Raw genomic sequence first — 22,341 nt, 5'->3', positions numbered from 1 at the left:
TACACAACCCTTTACGCTTTCTCTTGGCGCACACCCGCGCCCTCGGATTCATAACGGAAGCGGAACTTCTCCTGCTCCCCGGCGGCTCTGGCCAATATCCACTGACGGAAGGCGGCTATTTTACCCAAATCCGCCTGTGCGTCCTGACAAACCAGATAAAAGGCATTCTTGCTGATCAGCACGTCGTTAAACGGGCAGACTAAACGTCCGGCCTCGATCTCCGTCTGCGCCATCACATTATTGACCAACGCAATCCCCTGGCCATGTACGGCGGCTTGAACCACCATGGCGCTATGGCTGAAGATCGGCCCCTGCTGTACGTTAATGTGTTGCAAGCCAAGCTGGCGCGTATAGGCCAACCAATCACGCCGAGAGGTATCGTGCAGCAGCGTATGATAAGCCAGATCGGTCGGATCCTTTAGCGGATGTTCCCCCAGCAGCAACTGCGGCGAACAGACCGGCATCAGATACTCGGCATATAACCGCTCGACCCGTAGCCCCGGCCAGTGTCCCCGGCCATAAAAAATCGCCACGTCGACATCGTCCGCCAGCTTCCCCTCCTCCCGATCGACCGCCTGAATGCGCACATCGATACCGGGATAGGCGCTGTTAAAACCGGACAAGCGAGGCACCAGCCACTGGATGGCAAAGCTGGGTGGCAGGCTGACCGTCAGCGCCCCCTTGGCACTCCGCGCCTGTAACTTACGCGTTGCCTCATTCAATGCCGAGAAGATCTCCTTAATATCCAAGTAATAGCTCTGTCCCTCCTCCGTCAATAGCAACGAGCGGTTGCGCCGGCGGAATAGTTTCAGCCCGAGGAAATCCTCCAAGGATTTGATCTGGTGGCTGACCGCGGCCTGCGTCACAAACAGCTCCTCGGCCGCCTTGGTAAAACTGAGGTGGCGTGCGGCGGCATCAAAGACGCGCAACGCATTCAGAGGCGGTAATCGTTTTGACATATGGGATCGCTTATTATCAAATAGTTACTATTTGCCAACCAATTTGCAACATATTAGTTTTTTTTATCCGAGCCATTATAATTTGTCCGTTGAGGATAGACCAGCAAATACCTATAGTGGCGGCAACTTCCCAAGCCGGAACGAAAAAGCAGGAATGAATCGTTTCAGGAATGCTTTTGGCTTTGTGGTTGTGATGTTGTGTTTGCAAGTTGTCTGACGCGTTATCAGACATGGCGGTGGCGTAAGCCCTGCCGTTTTTCACTTCCTGTACATTTACCCTGTCTGTCCATAGTGATTTAGTAGCACCGCCTATTGCGGTGCTTTTTTTTCCGCTATCGCTGGGACAAAAGCCCACAGAATCGCTTCATCATCGCCGCCCCTCGGTTTAAAATGCCGGCCATTGAGGCCCCGCGCGCTGCGCCACGCCGCAGAAGTGGCACCAAATGTGAGCCTGCTCTCGGATTAATCCTGTTAATCCTGGCAAGGCGATCCACCGCCCTTTTCGCGCCGAATTACTGAGATCCTGCCCATGACCTTTGACTTTATGGCCTTGCGCCGCGACTTCCCTGCCCTGGAAACAGAGGGGGTCTATCTCGACAGCGCGGCCACCGCGCTGAAGCCGCGCGTGCTGCTGGAGGCCCTACAACACTATTACGCCGCAGAGGGCGCGACGGTCCACCGCAGCCAACACGCCGCGGCCCGCCGCCTGACCGAGCGCTTCGAACAGGCCCGGCAACAGGTCGCGACGTTGATCGGCGCCGAGGCGCACGAAATCGTCTGGAGCAAGGGGGCAACCGAATCGATCAACCTGGTGGCACAAAGCTACCTGCGGCCGCGCCTGCGACCCGGCGACGAGATCCTGGTCAGTGAGGCCGAGCACCATGCCAATCTGATCCCTTGGCTGATGGTCGCCGAGCAGTGCCAGGCCCGCGTCGTCAAGCTGCCGGTGGATACGCGCGGTCTGCCCGATCTGGCGCAACTGCCTACCTTGCTCAGCCCGCGCACTCGACTGCTGGCGCTGGGACAAATGTCTAACGTCACCGGCGGTTGCCCGGATCTGGCGTCGGCCATCGCCCAAGCCCACGCTCACGGCTGTGTGGTACTGATCGATGGCGCACAGGGTGTCGTCCATCACCCTCTGGACGTCCACACCACCGATATCGACTTCTACGCATTTTCGGCCCACAAGCTATATGGCCCCTGCGGGTTAGGCGTGCTGTATGGCAAACGCTCCCTACTCAACGACATGCACGCCTGGCAGGGCGGCGGCAAGATGCTGACCCACGCCGACTTTAGCGGCTTTACCGAGCAAGCCGTCCCGCATCGCTTCGAGGCCGGCACGCCCAACATTGCTGGGGTAATCGGCTTCGCCGCTGTCCTCGACTGGTTAGCGGGCTGCGATCGTCAAGCTGCCGAACAGCATTGCCGACAACTGGCGCAGCAGGCCGAAGCGGCGCTGGGCACATTGCCTGGTTTCATCAGCTACCGAGCCCCCGGCAGCCCACTATTGGCATTCAATTTCGCCGGTATCCATCACAGCGATCTCGCGACCCTGATCGCCGAGCAGGGCGTCGCGCTACGTAGTGGAGCCCACTGTGCCGCGCCGCTGATGCAGGCGTTGGGCGTCAGCGGCACACTACGCGCCTCCTTCGCCCCCTATAATACCCCGGACGACGTGCAGGCATTGCTACAGGCCGTCACGCGAGCCGTCTCACTACTTAATGAGGATCCGCTATGAAGGCCCCCCATCCCTTTGGTCGCCAGATCACCACGCAGATGCTCCAGCAGCGTTTCGCTCCGCTTAGCCAATGGGAGGATCGCTACCGCCAATTGATCATGCTGGCGCGCGAGCTACCACCGTTAGACGCGGCGCTACGCGCTCAGCAGGCGGAGCTGGCGGGATGTGAAAATCGTGTCTGGCTAGAGGGTGAGCTGCTGGAGGATGGCACGCTGCATTTCTACGGCGATAGCGAAGGACGCATCGTCAAGGGATTGTTGGCGATTCTGTTAACGGCGGTGGAGGGGAAGACGCCGGCCCAGGTGTTAGCCAACGATCCCTTGGCGCTGTTTGCCGAGCTCGACATTATGGCGCAGCTCAGCGCCTCGCGCAGCAGCGGCTTGAATGCCCTGTCGCAGGGCGTTCAAGCCATTGCTCGACGTTATATGCTGGGGGATGAAGCCCTACGCTGAGCGCGTGCCAGCAGCTTCTTCAACGCATGGGAGACCGCTACGAAGCCAAAGCTGGCGGTCACCATGGTCACCGAACCGAAGCCCGCGCTACAATCCATGCGTTTCGGTCCCTCGGCGGTGCTCCGTTGGGCGCAGACGCTACCATCCGCTTGTGGGTAGACCAGCGCCTCACTGGAGAAGACACAGTCGATGCCCAACTTTCCCTTGCTGTTTTTAACGATGCGATGATCCGCCTTCAGGCGCTCACGCACCTTCGCCGCCAACGGATCCTGAATGGTCTTCGCCAGATCGGCGACCGTGATACAAGTCGGGTCAATCTGACCGCCGGCGCCGCCGGTGCTTACCACGGGGATCTTATTGCGACGGCAGTAGGCCAGCAGCGCCGCCTTGGGACGGACGCTATCGATGGCATCGATCACATAGTCGAAAGAGGGCGCAAGGATCGTCGCGACATTCTCCGAGGTGATGAAATCATCCACGCAGGTCACCCGGCACTCCGGATTGATCTCACGAATACGCGCGGCTAACGCCTCGCCCTTCGGCTGCCCGACGGTGCTGCGTAACGCCTGGATCTGACGGTTGGTGTTGGTCACACAGACATCATCCATATCGACCAAGGTCAAGGCACCGATCCCGCTGCGAGCCAATGCCTCAACAGCCCAAGAGCCCACCCCGCCTAAGCCGATGACACAGAAGTGAGCGTTGGCAAAGGTCTCCAAGGCCGGGCGGCCATACAGCCGGGCAATCCCACTGAAGCGTTGCCAGTAGGCGTCAGAAAATGGTGTGGTCATGGGCGGCTCCCTCAAAGCATGAAAACTGCCGGGCAGTATAGGGGATGGAGAAAAAAACAAAAGGGGGCGACGCCCCCCGTTAACACGATGCAAACCTCAGTTATGCACCAACATCTGCCCATCACCGTGGTGAGCAGGCTGAGGATGGTAGGCGTTAAAGAGCGGAGCGCCGCTCTGCGGCGTCTTCAGCAGCCAGACACGGCCATAGTGGTTATAGTAACCGGCCCAGTGCCCAGCCTCTGGCCCGATGCCTTGATAGATATCGAAGTGCTGCCCCTTAATGGCGCCGCCGACATCCAGCGCGACCATCAGTCGCATCTGGTAGTGACCGGTAAATTTACCTTGCTGGTTCAACAGCGGTACCTCGGCAAGCAGGATCGAACCGGCCGGGATCAGCGAGCGATCAGAGGCGACAGAGGCGCGCGCCACCAACGGCACCCCGCTAGCGCCTTTTACCGGGGCAAACTGTTCCGGTTTGAAGAAGACAAAGGAGGGGTTCTGCTCTAACAGCTCACGAACCTCGGATCGACTGTGGTTGTCCGCCCATTGACGGATCGCCTGCATCGACATATCGGCCTTTGCCACCTCACCACGATCGATCAATACCTTACCGATACTACGGTAGGCATGGCCATTCTTACCGGCATAACCGAAGAATGTCAGCGGCTGACCATCGCCGTAGTCGACATAACCGCTCCCCTGCACCTCCATCATGAAGTTATCCATCAGCGAGTTGCTGTAGGCAATCTCCAAGTTGCGGTTATCCAGGGCGCCGTCGTAGATCGCCGAGCGGGCTGGCAGGCGGCCACGTTTATGCGGCATACGGTATAACGGGTATTGAAATGCCCCCTGCGGCGTCTTGCGCGCCTCGACGACCGGGGTGTAGTAACCGGTGAACTGTACGTTACCGAAGTTATCGACGCCCTCCATCTGGTAGGCGTTGAGACCAAACTGCGCCAGTTTGCGCGTATCGGCACCCGCCATCAGCCATTCGGTGACCGCCTCGAAATTGTCAACATGGCGCGTATAGAGTGAAGGCGAAGCCTGGCGGATGGCATCGACCTGCTCGACGAAATCCTTACCATTGACCGGTTTTCCCTTCGCATTCGGATGATTAACCAGCTCCAGCGGCTGGCTGAGGGTACCATCCTTATACTGTTGGCCCCGATCCGTCGGCCGGGAGGAACATCCCGCCATCAGCGCCACCACTAACCCACATACTGCGTATTTTCCCCAACGCCCTTTCATCTCTCGCCTTCTTGCTCCGTGTCGCTCGATTACCACTGGCGCACCATAACAAACCCCTATCCTGAAAGGAATTGAAGGAAATAAAAAAATCACGCCACGCTATGATATGGATGAAATTAAGCCAATACGCCTGATATTCAGGCGAATGGCGGGCTAATTGGTGAGGTTTGTCAAAAAATTCTTGCATCCCGTCAGATGGCGTGTATTATTCGCCCTCATCGGACGCGGGGTGGAGCAGCCTGGTAGCTCGTCGGGCTCATAACCCGAAGGTCGTCGGTTCAAATCCGGCCCCCGCAACCAATCCGATGCGCAGCGAAAAAATATGATAGTAGTATGACGGACGCGGGGTGGAGCAGCCTGGTAGCTCGTCGGGCTCATAACCCGAAGGTCGTCGGTTCAAATCCGGCCCCCGCAACCAATTCGATACGCAGCGCAACAATATGATAGTAGTATGACGGACGCGGGGTGGAGCAGCCTGGTAGCTCGTCGGGCTCATAACCCGAAGGTCGTCGGTTCAAATCCGGCCCCCGCAACCAATTCCGTCAGCATCAATCAACACCCTTATGGGTGTTTTTTTGCATCTGGCGTTCGCCACCTCTCACGGCTCCGATTTCTCGTTACCTATCTGACGCGCCCCTTGGGTGACACCCCATCGTCAACGCTAACGCTTCGCCAGTTGTCCGCCATTCGCGAAGTAAGCCTTAATCCCGGCCAGGATCGCCTCGGCAACCTGCTGCTGAAAGGCGCTGGTACGCAGACGCCGCTCCTCTTCTACGTTGCTGATAAACGCCGTCTCCACCAGGATCGAGGGGATATCGGGCGCCTTCAGCACCGCGAAACCGGCCTGATCGACGCGATTCTTATGCAGCTTGTTAACCTTACCCAAACGATTCAACACCTCACGCCCAAACTTCAGGCTATCATTGATGGTCGCGGTCTGCATCAGATCGAATATGGTATGGTCCAAATATTGATCGCCGCTGCGGCTTACCCCACCAATCTCATCCGACTCGTTCTGGGTCTGCGCCAGATAACGTGCCGCGGCGCTGGTCGCCCCCTTAGTCGATAAGGCGAAGACCGATGAGCCGCGTACCGTCCGACTGGTAAAGGCGTCGGCATGGATAGAGACGAACAGATCGGCACGCTGCTTGCGCGCTTTGGCGACCCGCACCTTGAGGGGGATGAAGACATCTTCGTAGCGTGTCATATAGACCCGCATGTTAGGCTGACGTTTGATCAGCGCGCTGAGACGGTGGGCGATCTTCAGCACGATATCCTTCTCGCGCGTACGGCTCTTGCCGATGGCTCCGGGATCTTCGCCGCCATGGCCAGGGTCAAGCATGATGATGATCGGGCGATCACGCCCCGCCTTCCCCTTCTGTGGACCCGCCTTAGGTAGGGTGCGTTCCAGATCGCCCTTGTTGTAATCTTCCAACAAGGCCAGCAGGGGATCGTCCTCATCCTCCGTACGGGCGGCGGACGATCCGGCGGCGGGATAGAGATCGACCACCAGACGATTTTTAAACTCGGCGAATGGTGCGAGGGTAAACACCTTCGGGCTGATGTTCTGCTTCAACTCCAGCACCAAGCGCACGGTATCCTGATCGAACTGCCCCACTCGCGCATGCTTCAGATAGGGATCGCCGCCCTGAACCTGGTGGCCAATGCCCTTAAGCACACTGTTGAGATGAACGCCCTGGATATCGACCACGATACGATCGGGGTTGCTGAGGGCAAACTGCTTATACTTCAGCGGCTGGCTCGACTCCAGCGTCACACGGGTATAGGTCGACGACGGCCATACCCGCACGGCGATAACCTGCGCCGCCGCGGCAAAACCGACGCGACTCACGCTGAGAAACCAAGTGGCCGCCGCGGCCTGCAACAGGCGACGACGCGTTAGGCTATGGTTGGAATCTGTCATGTAACCCCAAGGAATCACGCTACAACACCGCTCCGGCACCCCTGCGCCGGGAAAAGACCGGCGAAACTTTAGCGAAACCCTCCAGGGATGTCATCAGAAAATCCCGGCGAGAATTTAACAATCTATGTCCTCGCTCCGCGCCATCCACACTATGACGACCATTTGCCGCTTGCCTTTTGTACAGTAACAGAATAAAAATACACTTTATTCGAATAAAAATTCAAAAAGGAAGCAGCATGAAGGAGCGCAGCACCGAACTGGTTCAGGGGTTTCGCCACTCTGTACCCTATATCAACGCTCACCATGGCAAGACGTTCGTCATCATGCTGAGTGGGGAGGCGATCGCCGACGATAACTTCGCCGGTATCATCAACGACATCGCACTGCTGCATAGTCTCGGCATCCGCCTGGTGGTGGTGTATGGCGCCCGCCCCCAGATCGATGCGTTGCTCCAGCAGCAACATCAGCCGGCCCGCTACCATAAACAGACTCGGGTCACCGATGCGCGTACCCTGGAGCTGGTCAAGCAGGCCGCCGGTCAACTCCAACTGGACATCACCGCCCGCCTATCGATGAGCCTCAACAATACGCCGCTGGCCGGCGCGCATATTAACGTCGTCAGCGGCAACTTCGTCATCGCACAGCCGCTGGGGGTGGATGATGGCGTCGACTATTGCCACAGCGGGCGCATCCGTCGCATCGATGAGGCCGCCCTGCGCAATCAGCTGGATGCCGGCGCCATCGTGTTGCTCGGGCCGGTGGCGGTCTCGGTCACTGGCGAGAGCTTTAATCTTACCAGTGAGGAGATCGCCACCCATCTGGCGATTAAGCTACGCGCGGAGAAACTGATCGGTTTCTGTGCCGAACAAGGGGTACGCGACGACGACGGCGTCATTCTCTCTGAACTGCTGCCCAACCAGGCAGAGCAGCGCATCGCCGTACTGGAGCGTGAGGGGTTGGCAGGCGAGGGGGAGGCGCGTTTCCTACGCGGCGCGATCAACGCCTGCCGGAGCGGAGTACGGCGTAGCCATCTCATCAGCTATCGGGAGGACGGCGCCCTGTTGCAAGAGTTATTCTCTCGCGACGGGATCGGCACCCAGATCGTGATGGAGAGCGCCGAGCAGATCCGCCGCGCCAATATCAACGATATCGGCGGCATCTTGGCGCTGATCCGTCCGCTGGAGCAACAGGGGATCCTGGTGCGCCGTTCACGCGAGCAGTTGGAACGCGAGATCGAACGTTTCACCCTGATCGAACGCGACAACATGACCATCGCCTGCGCCGCCCTCTATCCCTTCGAGCAGGAGCGCATGGGGGAGATGGCCTGTGTGGCGGTACATCCGGAATACCGCAACTCGGCGCGCGGCGAACAATTACTGCAACGCATCACCGCCCAGGCGCGCCTGATGGGCTTGGAGAAGCTGTTTGTGCTGACCACACGCAGCATCCATTGGTTTCAGGAGCGCGGTTTCCGTCCGGTGGAGGTCGACCTGCTGCCGCAACAGAAAAAGGCGCTGTATAACTACCAGCGCCGCTCTAAGATCTTATTGACCGAACTGTAACCGATTCACGCTGCGGCGGCCGCCAACAGGCGAGCCATCAGCCCGCTGCGGCGCTCCGTCGGGGTGCGAATGGCGCGCTCCAACGCCGCACGGGTGGCGAATACGGTCAATTGGTCACGCGCACGGGTGATGGCGGTATACACCAGCTCCCGCGTCACCACCGGCGAGGAGTGGCTCGGCAACACCAGCAGGGTATGGTCAAACTCCGACCCCTGCGACTTGTGCACCGTCATCGCCCAGGCGGTCTCATGAGGCGGCAGCCGGTTTGGCTGCACCGCACGCGTCTGGCCATCGCTCGCGATAAACCACACCAGCCAGCCCTGCTGCTCATCGCCTAAGGTGATGCCAATATCGCCGTTGAACAGCTTCTGACTGGCGTCATTACGGGTGATCATCACCGGACGTCCGGCATACCAGGCCTTCTCGCCTGCCCCACGCTGCAACAGGCCGGCGCGCTGTAGCGTCAAGGCGATGCGCTCGTTCAAGCCATGCAGGCCGAATGGCCCCTCCCGCAGGGCGCACAACGGACGGAAACGGGCGAACTCCGCCAGGATCTGGGCGGGCTCCTGTCCCGCACGGATGCCCTCCAGCATCGGGCGATACCCCGCCAGACAAGCGTCCAACAACGCCAGGTAGTCATCATCCTGCACCATCTCACGCCAGCGCAGATCGGCGAAGGCCGCCTCCAGACAGGCCAAGGCCGCACGTCGTTCGCCCTGATTGACCGCCTGTGCCAGGCGGCCGATGCCCGAATCGGCGGCGAAACGATAGCTACGGCGTAATAGGCTGATGGCGTCGCGCAACGCCAGCGCCGGTTGCGCCGGCCCGGCGGGGATCGGTGCCGCGCACAGGCGACTCAACTCGGCGGCGCGGGGGGCACTGAAGCCATACTCGGCGAAACGGCACAACTCCCCCAACACGGCACCGGCCTCGACGGAGGCCAATTGATCGCGATCGCCCAGCAGAATCAAACGTGCCCGCGGCGGCAATGCCTCGATCAGGCGCGCCATCATCGGCAGATCGACCATCGATGCTTCGTCGACCACCAAGACATCCAGATGGAGCGGATTGTCTCGATGGTAACGCAGACGGGCGCTGTCCGCGCGCGCGCCCAACAGGCGATGCAGGGTCAGCGCCTCACGTGGCAATGCCTCGGCCTGATGCGGTGGCAATGCCAATCGCGCCAATGCCTGGCCTAGCGACTCGCTCAATCGCGCCGCCGCCTTACCGGTCGGTGCCGCCAGTTGAATCCGCGGCGGACGCTCGGCCGCCAACGCGACCAAGGCCGCCAACAGGCGCGCCACCGTGGTGGTTTTTCCGGTGCCGGGCCCTCCCGAGATCACCGCCACCCGGCGCGTCACCGCCACCGCCGCCGCCACCTGTTGCCAATCCGGCTCCTCGTGATCCGCACGCGGGAACAACTGCGCCAACACCGCCGCCAGCCGTGGACTATCCGCGCTCTGCTGCGCGCAGGCCGTGGCGAAGAATGTCGCGACCGTCCCCTCATCCTGCCAGAGACGTTGCAGATACAGATTACCGTGGCTAACCACCAGCGGGGTCGCCCGCTCGCCGTGACTGACACAGGGTTGCGCCAACAGATAGGCCTGCCAACGATCCTCGTCCCAACCGCCAAGAAGGGGAGGCCAACGATCGGCCTGCTCCGGAAAGCGTCGACTCAACGCCGTGACGCTCAGCGCCGACAAGGGCAAGCAGACATGCCCCGCCGCCAGCTCCAGGCTAACCAACGCCGCCGCCAGCGCCAGATGGGGCTGTTGCGGAGCCAATAGGTGGGCAAATTGCAGATCCAAGGGGCGCAGGCTGTGCTGTTGCGCCAACTGGGAAAGCAGCTCATCGCACATCGTCATCTCCTTCTTCCCCAGCGAACAGACGATCCAAGGCCGTCACCAACGCCTGCGAGGGTCGGCAGGCGAAGACGCCCTGCCCCGGCACCGCACGCGTCATGCCGCGCAGGAAACAGTAAAATACCCCCCCGAAGTGGCGCTGATAGTCATAGTCAGCCACACGGTGGCGCAGATAACGGTGTAAGGCCAGGCTATACAGCTGATACTGCAGGTCGTAACGGTGCGATACCATCGCCGCCGCCATCGCCGCATCGCTGTAGGCCTTTCCCGTCTCCCCCAACCAGTTCGATTTATAATCCAGCAGGTAGTAACGCCCACGATGGCAGAACACCAGATCGATAAACCCCTTCAGCATACCGTCGACCGCGTTAAACGCCAACGGGGGGCTCTGGGCCGACAGCGCGTCATGGCGCCGGATCACCTCATCTAGCCGGGCGGGATCGAGCGGACGGGCGATCGGCAGGTAGAACTGCAACTCGGGCTGGCAATGCGTCGGCGCCAGTTGGCTCAGACTCAACCCTTGCGCATCTAACGGCGCCTGGAGGATTTGCGTTAACCAATGCGCCAATGCGGGCACCCACTCGGGCGCTAAGCCCTGCTCCTGGCAACGTTCGGCCAGCCAGAGTTCATCGATAGGCTGAGTGAAATCCAACGCCTCCAGGAGGCTGTGTAGAAACGTGCCCGGTGCGGCGCCGCGCGGGAAACTATGGGCATCCAGGCTCGGTGCGGGCGGGGCGCGGTGCTCGCCGGCGGCATCGATGTCCAGATGGGGCAACAGCTCCAGGTAACGCCCACTGCTGCCATGTTGTTGCAGCGCCGAATAACTGGTCACGCGCCAGGTGTCGCGCAGCGAGCGGTTGAAGGCCTTAGCGCACAAGGTACGCGCCGTCGCGAGTGGGCCTTGCCAGGCCTCGACGTCGACAGGAGCCAGACGCGTCAGGCGGATATCGTCATCCTGTAATGCCTGCAACGCCTGATGTAGCCCCTCGGCATCGCAGGCGTCGCCGCGCTGTAACAGATACCCTAACGCGCTATGGTGCAAGTCGCTTTCACCTTGCTTCTTGCGATTGCCGAGCACCAGCGGGGCGATACCCAACGCACAATAGTAGATGGAGCGAGTGACGCCGACGTACAACAGGCGCAAATCCTCCGCCAGACGTTCCTGATCGGCTCGAGCCAACGCCTGCTCGTCCGCGCACAGATCCCAGACGGCTTGTAGGCTGTGGGATTCATGATACAGCCCCTGACGCTGGCGACGAAAGGTGGCGACGAAGGGCAAAAAGACCACGGGAAACTCCAATCCCTTGGACTTATGAATGGTCACCACCTGTACCAAGTGCCGATCGCTCTCCAAGCGCATCTGCTGGCTCTCCGCCTGCGGCTGCGGGCTATCGATCTGCTGCGCCAACCAACGCACCAGCGCCGGCTCGCTCTCCAGTTGCTGCGCCGCTTCCTGCAACAACTCGCCCAGATGCAACACATCGGTCAAACGGCGCTCGCCCCCCGACGTCGCCAACAGGTTCTCGGCCAAGCGACGGCGGCCGATCAACTCACGCAACATCGGTAAGACGCCACGCCGCTGCCAGTGGCGCCGGTAGTCATCGAACTCATCCACTACCGCATCCCATCGCCGCTCATCTTGATTCAATGCATCCAGCTCGGCGGCACTCAGCCCCAACAGGCCGACCGCCAAGGCGCTGCGCAGGGTACGGCTCTGCGCTGGCGCCAGGATGGCCTGCAACAGCCACAATAGATCGCGGGCCTCCGGGGTAGAGAAGACGCTGTCACGGTTCGACAGATACACCGAGGGGATGTTGAGGGCACTCAGGGCATCACGCATCACCGTCGCCTCATGGCGACTGCGTACCAGGATGGTCATATCGGCGGCGCACAGCGGCCGCCCCTCCGCACTCTCATCCTCGCCGATCAACCGCGCCTCTCCCCGTTGCCCGGCGCTGAGCCAATCGCGGATCTGCGTCGCACAGCGTTGCGCCATCACATGCAGGTACTCTTGCTGGCTACAGCCGGGTACGTCGTACAGCCACAGATCCAACGCCGCCTGCGCGACATCGTCGATCAGCAGCCGATGATGGGCATTCTTCGGCGCGGCTGCCACCGGCAAGAAGGGGATCTCGTCGAACAAAAAGGGGGCGGGGGACAGGGAGAAGAGACGATTGACCGCCTGCACCATGCCGGGAGCCGAACGCCAGTTGGTACCCAGGGTGTAACACGCCTCCACCGCCGCGCGAGCCTGTAGATAGGTGAAGATATCCGCGCCGCGGAAGGCGTAGATCGCCTGCTTGGGATCGCCGATCAGCAGCAACGCCGTCTCGGCCTGAGCCGCCCCGCCGTAAATATGGTGGAAGATACGGTATTGTTGCGGGTCGGTATCCTGAAATTCATCGATCATCGCTACCGGGTAACGCTGGCGAATAGCGGCGGCTAAGGCCTCCCCCGCCTGCGCATCAAGCGCCTGGGCCAAACGACTGAGTAGATCGTCGAACCCCAGCTCGGCACGACGCCGTTTCTCCTGCTGCACGCTCTCCCTGACGGCGACCAGCGCCTGCGCCAGCAGCACATCGCGCAGTGACAGCGGCTCGGCCAGCAACGCCTCGACGGCGGCGAACAGGGCGTGACGCGGTGCGCTACCTTTCGTGGTCTTCTGTTCCAGCGTCGCCTGGGCGAAGCGTTCGATGGATCCCGGCAACTGGTAGTCCAGTGTCTCCTGTTGCGCCCAGGCCGCCATCTCATCCAACCATTTGGGCAGATGGCGACTACTGTAGCTGCGCTTATCCACGCCCGAGTCGGCGATCAGCGCGGCCACCTGCCCGCCCTGCTCGCGCCAGGCCGCCTTAAGCGCCTCGATACGGGCGATCAGCGCCCGATGGCGCTGCTCCACCGACTCCTGAAGCGCGCTGGCCGGTCGTAGCAGCGGCATCTCGCCCGACAAGTAGGGGCGTAACTCGACCAAGAGAGCCTCCGGGCCGCTCCACAGCTGGCTGACGATCGCCGCCACCGCCTGGGGCAAGGGGTAACAGTGGCGCCGCCAGAAATCGGCACAGGCCTGGCGTTGCAGCTGAGACTCATCCTGCAACAAGGTCTGCTGAAACAGAACCCCAGACTCGAAGGCGTTGTGGCTAAGCATGCGCTGACAAAAGCCATGAATGGTGTAGATCGCCGCCTCATCCATCTGCCGCTCCGCCGCCAGGAGCAAGGCCGCCGCCTGAGGCAGATCGGCGATCTGCGTCAGTAGAGCGCTCAGCAACGGATGCGCGCTGTAGCCACGCAGACAAGCCAGGCGTAGATCGTGAATATTGCTGCGAATGCGCCCACGCAGCTCCTCGGTGGCGGCCTCGGTAAAGGTCACCACCAGGATCTCCTCGACCGCCAACGGGCGCGGATAGGCATGCTCCTCCCCCAACCCCAACAGCAGACGTAGGTAGAGCGCCGCCAGGGTAAAGGTCTTGCCGGTACCGGCCGAGGCCTCGATCAGGCGCGCGCCACGCAGCGGCAGCGTAAGCGGATCCAGCGTATGCGTCGCCATCATCAACGGCTGACCTCGATCTTCAGACTCCGTTGCAGGGCGCTGGCGTCAGGGTAGTTATGCCATCCCGCCGGCTGGGCATATTGCCCTTGGGCGCTCTGCCCCATCACCTGGGACAACACGGCTAACCCCTGCGGTGCCATGACCGCTTGACGGAAGAAGCGCTGCAGATCGGCGCGCGTCAACGCGCCCAAGGCCGCGATCAGCTTCTCTCGCGTGTCGAAGGCCAGGTTGCCGCGGGCAAAGTCGCCCTGGAAACGCCCCGCCTCCTCGGACAGCGTCTGCGGACGCTGGCGGAGCTGAGTGATCAGGGCCTGGCGATACTGATCAAAATCAGCCGCACTCAAGGCCGCCAGACGCCGCTCCGCCTGGGCGTAGAAGGCTTGATAGCGACCATATACGTAATCCGGCGCACGGTTGTTACTCTGCAGCAGGAAGGCCAGCCCCCACTGACGCCCGACCGAGGTCGGGAAGGCAAACAACGCATAGGCCAGTTGTTCCTGGGTGCGCAGCTGATCGTAGAACCAGGGTTGTAGGATCTGGCTCAACAACTGACTACGCGCCATGCCCGCCACCTCATCGTATCCCGTCGGTACATACACGGCGGCCAACGCCGAGTCGCTGCTGCTACCCGCCTGATGCAGCGTCGCCGCCATCGGCTGGGTGATCACCACATCGCGACCATACCACCAGCGCGTGCCCTGGGTATGCAATTGCTTACTGATGCGCTCGGCCAGCAGGCTCACCTGCTCGGCGGAGAGGTTACCCACCGCCAACAGATCCAGTGAGGCTCCCTCGATCAGTCGTGTACGATACGCCACGATGTCTGCCAGGGTGATCGATGGCAACAGGGCGCGGCGCGCGGCGCGCTCACTATAGGGCACCTGGGAAAGTGCCCGCACCGGCTGCATCGCCAACTCGAAGGCCTTGGCCTTATCGGCGGCGTCGAGTTGCTGACGATACCATGACTTAGCCTGCGCCAGCTGCGCCTCGGTCGGGGTGAAACCCCGATACCCCTCAAGCAGCGCGCTGAGTAGTTGTGGCATGCGTTGGGTGAAACCACTGGCGCTGATCACCAGTCCATCGTCATAGCCGGTCGAGAAGCCGATCCCCCCCACCGAAGCCTGATAGGCCAACTGATCCAACGCCAATCCGGCCAGGTAGTCGGTCAAGGCAAAGAGCACCTGACCTCGCGCCTGGTCGCCATCGAGCGGGTTACGCAGCGCCAGCGTGATGTCCGCCTTCGGCTCATCGGCAAAGTAGCGACTCGGCATATACAACGCGCGCACCCCCGGGCGATCGACGATCGCCTGCGGATGGCTAGGGGTGGGCGTGACCGGCTTAATCAGGGCGAAGTCATCGGGAATATAGGGATTGAGCGCCGGTAACGACAGCGAGATATCCCGCCCATCGCGCTGCCAACGCGCCAGTTGTTGCGGCGTGATGCGGTCGACCTGATAGGGCGCATCGACGAAATAGGCCAGCTTATTGTGCGGCTCGTCGGGGCCGATAAACCAGATACGCGCCTGCTGCGGCGTCATGCTGTCGAGACGCGCGGCGATCGCCTGGGGATCGAAGCGATCGGCCAAATAGGGGGCGTCCAATACATGGGCGACCGGCACGCGCAGCATCATATCGACCATCCACTCGACGTATCCCATGTCACGGGTGATCGACGGGTAACGAAAGTCGAGCGCCAGCACATGGGCTATCTCGTCAAAGTAGCTCTGCTTGATGCCCTGGGTACGGAGTAGGCGTAGGTAATCGTAAATCGCCGCGATCACCCGTCCCCGCTCGGCGACCCCCTTCTCCGTCAGGGCGACATTGATGTTAAAGACACCGCCGTTGCGATCGGCTAACGGATCGGCCCCGGCGCTGATGGACTCGGCCAGCCCCTGGCGTTGCAGCCAGTCGGACAGCGTGTTCTTACTCCGATTGCCGATCAGGTAACTGATGTAGGTGTCAGTCTTGCTACGGAACGCGGCGCTGTCGTTAGGAATGCGGTATTCGATGCGAAGCATACGGCGTGGTTGAGCCGGGACATAATGAATGATGATGCCCTGCTGAGCCGGCGTCACCACCGGTACGTCGATCGGTGCCACCGTCGCATGGCGATTGGCGATACGGCCAAAACTCTGCACCGCTAAGGCCGCCAACGCGGGCAGCGGCTGATCACCATAGATCACCCCAACCATCAGGTTGGCGGAATAGTAACGCTGATAAAAGGCCACCAACTGCTGGTGCAGATTACTGCCGGGCTTATCGCTCAGCGTCTCCAGGTTCCCCCCGGAGAAACGGGCGCTGGGGTGGGCCGGATTGAGTGTCTCGGCGGAGACTTGCTCCATACGCAGGCCGTCACGCGAACGGGCCAGCGTCAACTCGGCGTTCACCGCATGGCGCTCCCGATCGGCGTTGCCCTTATCCAGTAGCGGCTCGGCGATGGCGTCGGCCAGACGATCCAACGCCGGCGCTAAGGCATCGTTCTCCACCTGGAGATAGTAGGCCGTCCGGTACGAGGCGGTGCTGGCGTTATAGCTGCCACCATGTTTCTTGAGAAACTCCGACAGGTTATCCGGTTGTGGGAAACGCTTCGACCCCATCAACACCATATGCTCCAGGTAGTGTGCCAACCCGAGCTGACTCGCGGGATCATCCAGCGATCCGACCGGTAAGGCTAACGCCGCGAGTGAGTGCGGCGCCTGCGGATCCGAGACCAACACCACCTTCATACCGTTATCTAAACGGATAGCCTGATAAGCGCGCGGATCACCGGCGCTCTTGTTGATGCTCTCGGCCAACGGTTGCCAGCCCACGGCGGCCATGCCCAACGGGGCCCACAACAGCAGCAATAGCCAGAGGACTATCACCCTACCTTGTCTACGTATCACGCTCTCTCCCCCTCTCAATTCTGTCGTCGGCGCCCATCGCGTAACGCCTCACTTCCTCGCCCCCTCGTCACGCTAGGTTATGGCGTAACAACGGCAGATAAAAGCGCTGTGCCTGGTTCGTAATGGCCTGTAGCGCCGTCTCATCCAGCGTCCTCACCACCCGTTGCAGATAGGCATCCTGCCCCTCGCCACTGGCGAAGGCATCACCGTTCCAGCATTGAGTGAGGCTGCTACGTGCCTTGGCGAGGACCGCCTCATCCGTCAACAACTGCGCCGTCTCTTTATCATAACAGCACTTTAGCCATTGCCATCCGCTACGCGTCAGCAGCAACGGCTGCTGCATACCCAGACGATAACCGGCGATCAACTGCTCTAATGCCTGTTCCGCCTGGGTGGCCTCAATCCCGCTGAAGTGCCAGGCCGTATTTTTACGACCAAACATCCAGCTCTCGCCCCTCCCCTGGGTGAGGCAAAACAGCAAATGCTCGATCCACAAGACCAGGCCATCCGTCGCCCCCAGCTCGGCAGGACGCCAGCGTACCACCCCTTCGGCTTGCGCCTGGGGCAACCAACCGCTTAGACGGCAGCCCGCCAGGGTACAGTCGATCTCCAGGCTCTCGCCCGGTTGGAATACCTCCCCGACCCGCTGCGCCAACTGCGCCATCTCCGTGTGTTGCGCCTGCCACCACAGCTCGCCAAAAGCCCCGAAGGGTAACGTACCGGCGGCGCGGATCTGACGGTATAGCGGCATTACCTCTTCACCGGCGATCAGCCGATTGAGCAGCAACTGATTGATCTGATAACGACTAAGGGCATCCAGGGTGAACGGCTCCTCCTCCGGCAGTTCGCTCTCTTCGCGGGTGAAGCTCACCCCCAGACGCTGTTGGAAGAAGGCGCGCACCGGGTGACGGTAGAAGCGGATCAACGCATCCAGCGTCAGCGTCTCGAGCGCCTGCGGCGCCAGACTGACCGCAAAGGGTGGCTGCTCCGTCCCCTGCCCGCTGGCGGCCGGTAACCACTCATTGGCGTAACTCTGGTATTCGCTAGCCGGGTCGAAGTTCTCGGCATCGAAGGGCACCCGCGGATGGAGATGACACAGGTGTGTCATCACCCGCGCGGCGCTGCTGTCGACATCCCGTTGCCGATCGGCGGCCAAGCAGTGGCTCTGGGCGATATACTCCAGCAGTTCGCTGACCAACACGCTGGGATAGCGCGCCGTATTATCCTGTACCGAACGGCCGATATAGCTGATATACAGACGCTGTTGCGCCGAGAGCAACGCCTCAAGGAACAGATAACGGTCATCGTCACGCCGGCTGCGATCGCCGCGCTGTACCTTTCCGGCCATCAGATCGAAGCCCAACGGTGCCAGGGTGCGCGGGTAGACGCCATCGTTCATGCCCAACAGACACACCACCTTGAATGGAATGGAGCGCATCGGCATCAGGGTACAGAAGTTAATCGGCCCGGCGAGGAAGCGTTGGCTGATGCGCTGCGTATCCAGACGCGCCGCCAACTCGTCACGCAACAACGCGATCGGCAGAGTCTCGGCGTAATTCGATGTCAGTCCATCGGCGAGCAACTGTAACCACTGTTGCTCGATCAGCGCGCAGACCGCCTCGCTGTCGGCATCGGTAAGAAAGAAGGTATCGAGCAACTCGCGACACAATGGCTGCCATTGCGCCAGTGTCTGCATCTGCCCCAGACGCTGGCGCCAGTCACGCAGAGCCGCCAAGAATTGCGCCAGATGGCCGACCAACTCGGCGACGCTGCCGCTGGACTCGTCATAGGGCAACACGCCCTGCCAGTCGCCGCAGCGGCTGTCCATGGCATACCCCAACAGCATACGCGTCAGGCCGAACTGCCAGGTGTGCTGACCCGTCGCAGGGAGCGCCAGCGAGCGCACCGCCTCGTCATCCAGCCCCCAACGAATGCCAGAGTCCTCGACCCAGTGGCGCAACAGGCGGATGCCCTCCTCGTCGATGGCAAAGCGAGCGGCCAGCGCCGGCACCTCCAGCAACGCCAGCACCTGCTCGGCGGTGAAGCGGCTGTTGGGCAGATCGAGCAACGCCAGCGTCGCCTGCACCACCGGGTGTAACTGGCGGGCGCTGCGGTCAGAGATGGCGAAGGGTAAATAGCGCGCCGCGGGGGCGTTGCCGAAGACCGCCTGAATGAAGGGCGTATAACTGTCGATGTCGGCGACCATGACGATCACGTCGCGCGCGCTGAGGGTAGGATCGGCGGCGAACATGTCCAGTAGACAATCGTGCAGTACCTCGACCTCACGTTGCGGGCTGTGGCAGACATGGACGCTAATACTGCGATCATCGGGCGCCAACAGACGCTTCCGGCTGCTGTCCTGCAACGTCTGCGGCGAATCGGCGATGCAGGCATGATCCTCTAACTCCAGCATGTCACGCTGAATACGCTGCAGCAGTGTGTCTTGATCCAGATCGACGAAGGCGCTGACCTCCTGTGGCCCATGCTGGGCCAATAGGTACATGTGATCGCGCCCCAGCTTCCCCCAGGAGGCGAGCAGCGGATTACTCAGCTGCTGTTCACCATCCTCGCCAAAAAGTGCCGAGGCCTGTTCCGGCGTACGGAACAGCGTACTGTGACTCTCACCCAGCGTGCGCTGGGCCAGCAAGTAATCGCGCCGCCGCCGACTCTGTAACCGGGCAAGGAAAGCATAGTCCTGAATATCGCCCCAATAGTAGCGACAGGGGTTGGTAAACATCAGATGCACATCGATGTGTTCCCCTAGGGCGCGCAATGCCTCCAGATAAACCGGCGGCAAGGCCGAAATACCGCAGATGAAGACCCGCCGCGGTAGCCCGGCCGGTGGCTGGTCAGCCTGCTGCAACGCCTGGATAAAACGCTGATAGAGGTTGGCGCGGTGCCACTGCGGCTGACCCAGACGCTCGGTGTAGTCGCGCAGTGCGACCCATAGAGGAGCCTGCCACAGCTGGGCACTGTCGAGATCATCAATCAATGTCCCCTGCTCCCAGCGCTGCAACCACTCGGGACGATATACCAGGTATTGGTCATACAGGTCGGCGATACGTGCCGCCAGTTGAAACTGCTTACGCCGATCCGCATCGTCGCTTAAGTAGTGGGCCAACGGCGCAAACTCGGGACGTATCAGGAACTGGGGCAACAGCCACATCAGCTTCCAGGTCATCGCATCTTTGCTGAAGGCGCTACGCTGTGGGATATCCGGCAGCACGCGCGTAAACAGGTCCCAGATGAAGGTCGCTGGCAGGGGAAAATCGATATTGGCGGCGATCCCGAAGCTGCGCGCCAGCTCCATCTGCAACCATTGCGCCATCCCCGGACTCTGCACCAGGATCACCTCGCGCTCGAAGGGATTGTCCAGCGGCTGCCCCTGCATCAAGGCCGCCATCAGTTGCGTTAGGACATCCAGTTGGTTGGAGTGATAAACGGTAAACATAGCCTCTCCGGGTCGAGCGCCGCCCTGCGATGCGGACAGTGGAATTTTGCGCTCAAGCTACCGCGAACGCCGCTCAAGGGCAAATCAACTTTTCCAGGCTGGCCGTATCGCCCAGCGGTGTGCTGACCCGGCAGCGTAACCGCTGACATGCCCCTTCGGGATGCGACTCAAGCGTACGCCGCCACCCCGGCGGCATGGGAGACAAGGGTTGATGCAATGCCGCCTGCGCTAGCCCCTCGCGTGCGCAGCGCCAAGCCTCCTGACGCTGTAGCTGTAACCGTTGGGTGTGTAGCAGCGCGCGCTGCGTCTGGATCAGCCCCAACAGGCCGACGCTAGTCAGCAGCAACGCCACCATCACCTCCAGCAACCCACTCCCCCGCTGGCGGGCACCCCTCTGCGCCGGGGAGGTAATCGAGCCAACCGCCGGGCTGCGCCCGATAGTATCGTGTCCGTGCATGTGCCTCACTCCACAGGTAGCGAATACGCACGAGCGAGTAGCCCAGTAACTCGGGCCGCCCACCGATGCAGAGCAATGCCTCCTGATGCCCCGTGGCACGCAGGCAGGCCCACCAATGCTCAGCCAAGCGACGGCAACGCCAACGGGCACTAGCACGCCAGGGCAAACGTTGCGCCCGCGCCAACCAGAGATCGGCCTGCGCCTCGGCCTGCCAATGACGCCGCCCGGCAAGGTGGCGCTGCCACAGATCGCGCGTCTGAGCCTGCTGCGCCACGACCCAGCCCAACGCCAACGTCAAGGCGGCCAATAGCGTCGCCAACACGATGACGCCCTGCTGGCGACACCTCCGTGCTCTCATCGCCCGCGTCCCGCGGCCAGATTAGGCGTCACCAACCAGACCTGTCGTTGCCAGATGGGATCGCGTCGATCGCGTTCCGCCAATGCCAGGGTGATGGCGATCCCCATGGGTAAGGGACGAAATACCAAGCTGTTAACGCGCCAGCGGCCTTGATCGCTGACCCGCTCCCAACCGCCCCCCTGGCACGAGGTCACGCCACGCCGCGTCTCTAACGCCGCCTGCCGTAAGCGCCAGCCGACGCGTTCCGCGTGTACCACACGCCCATCGCCATCCTCATCATAGGCCAGCAACATACAGGAGGCGGGGGCCTCCCCGCTAACGGCCGCAATTTCGAGGGGCGGCGCGGGAAGGCGACAAGGCGACGCACAGAAACCACTGCGCCGCACATCCTTCTCCAGACGTGCCAGTAATGCCTCCCCCTCCGCGTTACGCTGCTGCTCGCGCTGTGCGGACAGCCCCTGACGTCGTAGCTCGCCGACCAGACGTAACGCCGCCGATAACACCAGCGCCCCGAGGGTAAGCGATAACATCAGCGATAAGAGACTCATTCCCCGCTGGCGTTGCAAGGCGTCAGCGATGGTAAACCGTGCTCGGCGCATACTCTCACCCTCCCCTGTGCTGACCAGATCACTCGCGTGGCATGGCGCGTATCGCTGAGGCGAACATGGCCGGGCTGAGCCGTATTGCGTTGCCCGTAGAATCCTGCCGCGGGCGAGAGTTGTGCCTCCAGGCGTAACGGCGGTGCCGGCACAAAGGCGGTGCTGGCCTGGCAATCATCTCCTGGGCGCGTCACCAGACAATCCCACCCCGAGGTGTGCCGTAGTCCGATCGGACGCGCCGTATTGCTGTAAAACGTCTGATCACGCAACGCCAGCAGATAGCGTTGCAGGCGTAGCGTCTCATCCAGTAACCGCTGCGCCGCACGCCGCTCCATCCATAGCGGTGTCGCACCGGCGGTCAGCAGCGCCAGCAAGACACACACCAGCATCATCTCCAGTAAGGTATATCCCTCTTGAACGCTACGCACCCGACACCTCCGTCCTCAGCCTAGGGGGACGAAGCCTCGCGACCAATATCAGGAGCAACGAAACGCGGTACGACGCCATA

16 protein-coding genes and 3 tRNA genes are annotated in these 22,341 nt (G+C 61.4%); 6 read left to right on the top strand and 13 right to left on the bottom strand.

The window, feature by feature from the left end:
* Window positions 1–11 precede the first annotated feature (11 nt).
* A complete protein-coding gene (locus ACEQFP_RS03000; protein WP_005282864.1) occupies window positions 12–959 on the bottom strand; it encodes a transcriptional regulator GcvA in 948 nt (315 codons plus the stop codon).
* A gap of 16 nt (window positions 960–975) precedes the next feature.
* Window positions 976–1,314, bottom strand: coding sequence for a hypothetical protein (locus ACEQFP_RS02995; RefSeq protein ID WP_005294946.1), 339 nt, complete (start codon window positions 1,312–1,314; stop codon window positions 976–978).
* Between the two features lie 174 nt (window positions 1,315–1,488).
* On the opposite strand from ACEQFP_RS02995, the gene csdA reads away from it, so the two are divergent.
* Both csdA and csdE read left to right on the top strand, forming a co-directional pair.
* Window positions 1,489–2,697 (top strand): cysteine desulfurase CsdA, encoded by a 1,209-nt coding sequence (csdA, locus tag ACEQFP_RS02990; RefSeq protein WP_370546940.1) that lies wholly within the window; start codon window positions 1,489–1,491, stop codon window positions 2,695–2,697.
* Window positions 2,694–3,149, top strand: coding sequence for a cysteine desulfurase sulfur acceptor subunit CsdE (gene csdE / locus ACEQFP_RS02985; RefSeq protein ID WP_370546941.1), 456 nt, complete (start codon window positions 2,694–2,696; stop codon window positions 3,147–3,149). The genes csdA and csdE overlap by 4 nt, the downstream gene beginning before the upstream one ends.
* Here the strand turns inward: csdE and tcdA are convergent.
* Window positions 3,119–3,940 (bottom strand): tRNA cyclic N6-threonylcarbamoyladenosine(37) synthase TcdA, encoded by an 822-nt coding sequence (gene tcdA / locus ACEQFP_RS02980; protein ID WP_005282855.1) that lies wholly within the window; start codon window positions 3,938–3,940, stop codon window positions 3,119–3,121. The two genes, csdE and tcdA, sit on opposite strands and share 31 nt — an antisense overlap.
* A gap of 96 nt (window positions 3,941–4,036) precedes the next feature.
* A complete protein-coding gene (gene mltA, locus ACEQFP_RS02975) occupies window positions 4,037–5,188 on the bottom strand; it encodes a murein transglycosylase A (RefSeq protein ID WP_370546942.1) in 1,152 nt (383 codons plus the stop codon).
* A gap of 223 nt (window positions 5,189–5,411) precedes the next feature.
* On the opposite strand from mltA, the gene ACEQFP_RS02970 reads away from it, so the two are divergent.
* From ACEQFP_RS02970 to ACEQFP_RS02960, 3 genes are all read left to right on the top strand, one after another.
* Window positions 5,412–5,488 (top strand) — tRNA-Met (locus tag ACEQFP_RS02970).
* Between the two features lie 41 nt (window positions 5,489–5,529).
* Window positions 5,530–5,606: transfer RNA gene (locus tag ACEQFP_RS02965), tRNA-Met, on the top strand.
* Between the two features lie 41 nt (window positions 5,607–5,647).
* A tRNA-Met gene (locus ACEQFP_RS02960) sits at window positions 5,648–5,724 on the top strand.
* A 125-nt stretch (window positions 5,725–5,849) separates the two neighbouring features.
* Here ACEQFP_RS02960 and amiC read toward each other — a convergent pair.
* Window positions 5,850–7,112, bottom strand: coding sequence for an N-acetylmuramoyl-L-alanine amidase AmiC (amiC, locus tag ACEQFP_RS02955; protein ID WP_005282852.1), 1,263 nt, complete (start codon window positions 7,110–7,112; stop codon window positions 5,850–5,852).
* Between the two features lie 236 nt (window positions 7,113–7,348).
* On the opposite strand from amiC, the gene argA reads away from it, so the two are divergent.
* A complete protein-coding gene (gene argA, locus ACEQFP_RS02950) occupies window positions 7,349–8,674 on the top strand; it encodes an amino-acid N-acetyltransferase (RefSeq protein ID WP_005282851.1) in 1,326 nt (441 codons plus the stop codon).
* 5 nt (window positions 8,675–8,679) lie between these two features.
* Here argA and recD read toward each other — a convergent pair whose 3' ends face one another.
* The 8 genes from recD to ACEQFP_RS02910 all read right to left on the bottom strand — a co-directional run bounded on the left by recD (window position 8,680) and on the right by ACEQFP_RS02910 (window position 22,261).
* Window positions 8,680–10,533 carry an exodeoxyribonuclease V subunit alpha gene (gene recD / locus ACEQFP_RS02945; RefSeq protein ID WP_370546943.1) on the bottom strand — a complete coding sequence of 618 codons (1,854 nt, stop codon included), beginning with the start codon at window positions 10,531–10,533 and terminating at the stop codon, window positions 8,680–8,682.
* Complete coding sequence (gene recB, locus ACEQFP_RS02940; protein ID WP_370546944.1) at window positions 10,523–14,083, bottom strand: exodeoxyribonuclease V subunit beta; 3,561 nt, start codon at window positions 14,081–14,083, stop codon at window positions 10,523–10,525. The genes recD and recB overlap by 11 nt, the downstream gene beginning before the upstream one ends.
* Window positions 14,083–16,968, bottom strand: a complete 2,886-nt coding sequence (ptrA, locus tag ACEQFP_RS02935; protein ID WP_370546946.1) for a pitrilysin — start codon at window positions 16,966–16,968, stop codon at window positions 14,083–14,085. Before ptrA ends, recB begins: the two co-directional genes overlap by 1 nt.
* A 67-nt stretch (window positions 16,969–17,035) precedes the next feature.
* On the bottom strand, window positions 17,036–20,419 hold the full coding sequence (gene recC, locus ACEQFP_RS02930; RefSeq protein WP_047060374.1) for an exodeoxyribonuclease V subunit gamma: 3,384 nt from the start codon (window positions 20,417–20,419) through the stop codon (window positions 17,036–17,038).
* A gap of 73 nt (window positions 20,420–20,492) precedes the next feature.
* On the bottom strand, window positions 20,493–20,777 hold the full coding sequence (locus ACEQFP_RS02925; RefSeq protein ID WP_035605771.1) for a prepilin-type N-terminal cleavage/methylation domain-containing protein: 285 nt from the start codon (window positions 20,775–20,777) through the stop codon (window positions 20,493–20,495).
* The gene (locus ACEQFP_RS02920; RefSeq protein ID WP_370546947.1) at window positions 20,752–21,234 is read right to left on the bottom strand and encodes a DUF2509 domain-containing protein; all 483 of its coding nucleotides are present in this window, start codon (window positions 21,232–21,234) and stop codon (window positions 20,752–20,754) included. The genes ACEQFP_RS02925 and ACEQFP_RS02920 overlap by 26 nt, the downstream gene beginning before the upstream one ends.
* Window positions 21,231–21,833, bottom strand: a complete 603-nt coding sequence (locus tag ACEQFP_RS02915) for a peptidase (RefSeq protein ID WP_370546948.1) — start codon at window positions 21,831–21,833, stop codon at window positions 21,231–21,233. The genes ACEQFP_RS02920 and ACEQFP_RS02915 overlap by 4 nt, the downstream gene beginning before the upstream one ends.
* Window positions 21,779–22,261, bottom strand: coding sequence for a prepilin-type N-terminal cleavage/methylation domain-containing protein (locus ACEQFP_RS02910; protein ID WP_370546111.1), 483 nt, complete (start codon window positions 22,259–22,261; stop codon window positions 21,779–21,781). Before ACEQFP_RS02910 ends, ACEQFP_RS02915 begins: the two co-directional genes overlap by 55 nt.
* Window positions 22,262–22,341: the final 80 nt, after the last annotated feature.

The sequence above is a fragment of the Edwardsiella sp. A.80236 genome (assembly GCF_044540725.1).
GTDB classification, from domain to species: domain Bacteria; phylum Pseudomonadota; class Gammaproteobacteria; order Enterobacterales; family Enterobacteriaceae; genus Edwardsiella; species Edwardsiella tarda.
The sequence above is the reverse complement of the archived record's forward strand: the minus strand, read 5'-3'. Positions and strand labels throughout refer to the sequence as shown.

Bases quoted from the DNA above. Each gene is read 5' to 3' on its own strand.
- csdE (WP_370546941.1), top strand. From the start codon at position 2,694: ATGAAGGCCCCCCATCCCTTTGGTCGCCAGATCACCACGCAGATGCTC.
- argA (WP_005282851.1), top strand. From the start codon at position 7,349: ATGAAGGAGCGCAGCACCGAACTGGTTCAGGGGTTTCGCCACTCTGTA.
- ACEQFP_RS03000 (WP_005282864.1), bottom strand. From the start codon at position 959: ATGTCAAAACGATTACCGCCTCTGAATGCGTTGCGCGTCTTTGATGCC.
- mltA (WP_370546942.1), bottom strand. From the start codon at position 5,188: ATGAAAGGGCGTTGGGGAAAATACGCAGTATGTGGGTTAGTGGTGGCG.
- csdA (WP_370546940.1), top strand. From the start codon at position 1,489: ATGACCTTTGACTTTATGGCCTTGCGCCGCGACTTCCCTGCCCTGGAA.
- recD (WP_370546943.1), bottom strand. From the start codon at position 10,533: ATGTGCGATGAGCTGCTTTCCCAGTTGGCGCAACAGCACAGCCTGCGC.
- ACEQFP_RS02920 (WP_370546947.1), bottom strand. From the start codon at position 21,234: ATGAGAGCACGGAGGTGTCGCCAGCAGGGCGTCATCGTGTTGGCGACG.
- tcdA (WP_005282855.1), bottom strand. From the start codon at position 3,940: ATGACCACACCATTTTCTGACGCCTACTGGCAACGCTTCAGTGGGATT.
- recB (WP_370546944.1), bottom strand. From the start codon at position 14,083: ATGATGGCGACGCATACGCTGGATCCGCTTACGCTGCCGCTGCGTGGC.
- amiC (WP_005282852.1), bottom strand. From the start codon at position 7,112: ATGACAGATTCCAACCATAGCCTAACGCGTCGTCGCCTGTTGCAGGCC.
- ACEQFP_RS02915 (WP_370546948.1), bottom strand. From the start codon at position 21,833: ATGCGCCGAGCACGGTTTACCATCGCTGACGCCTTGCAACGCCAGCGG.
- recC (WP_047060374.1), bottom strand. From the start codon at position 20,419: ATGTTTACCGTTTATCACTCCAACCAACTGGATGTCCTAACGCAACTG.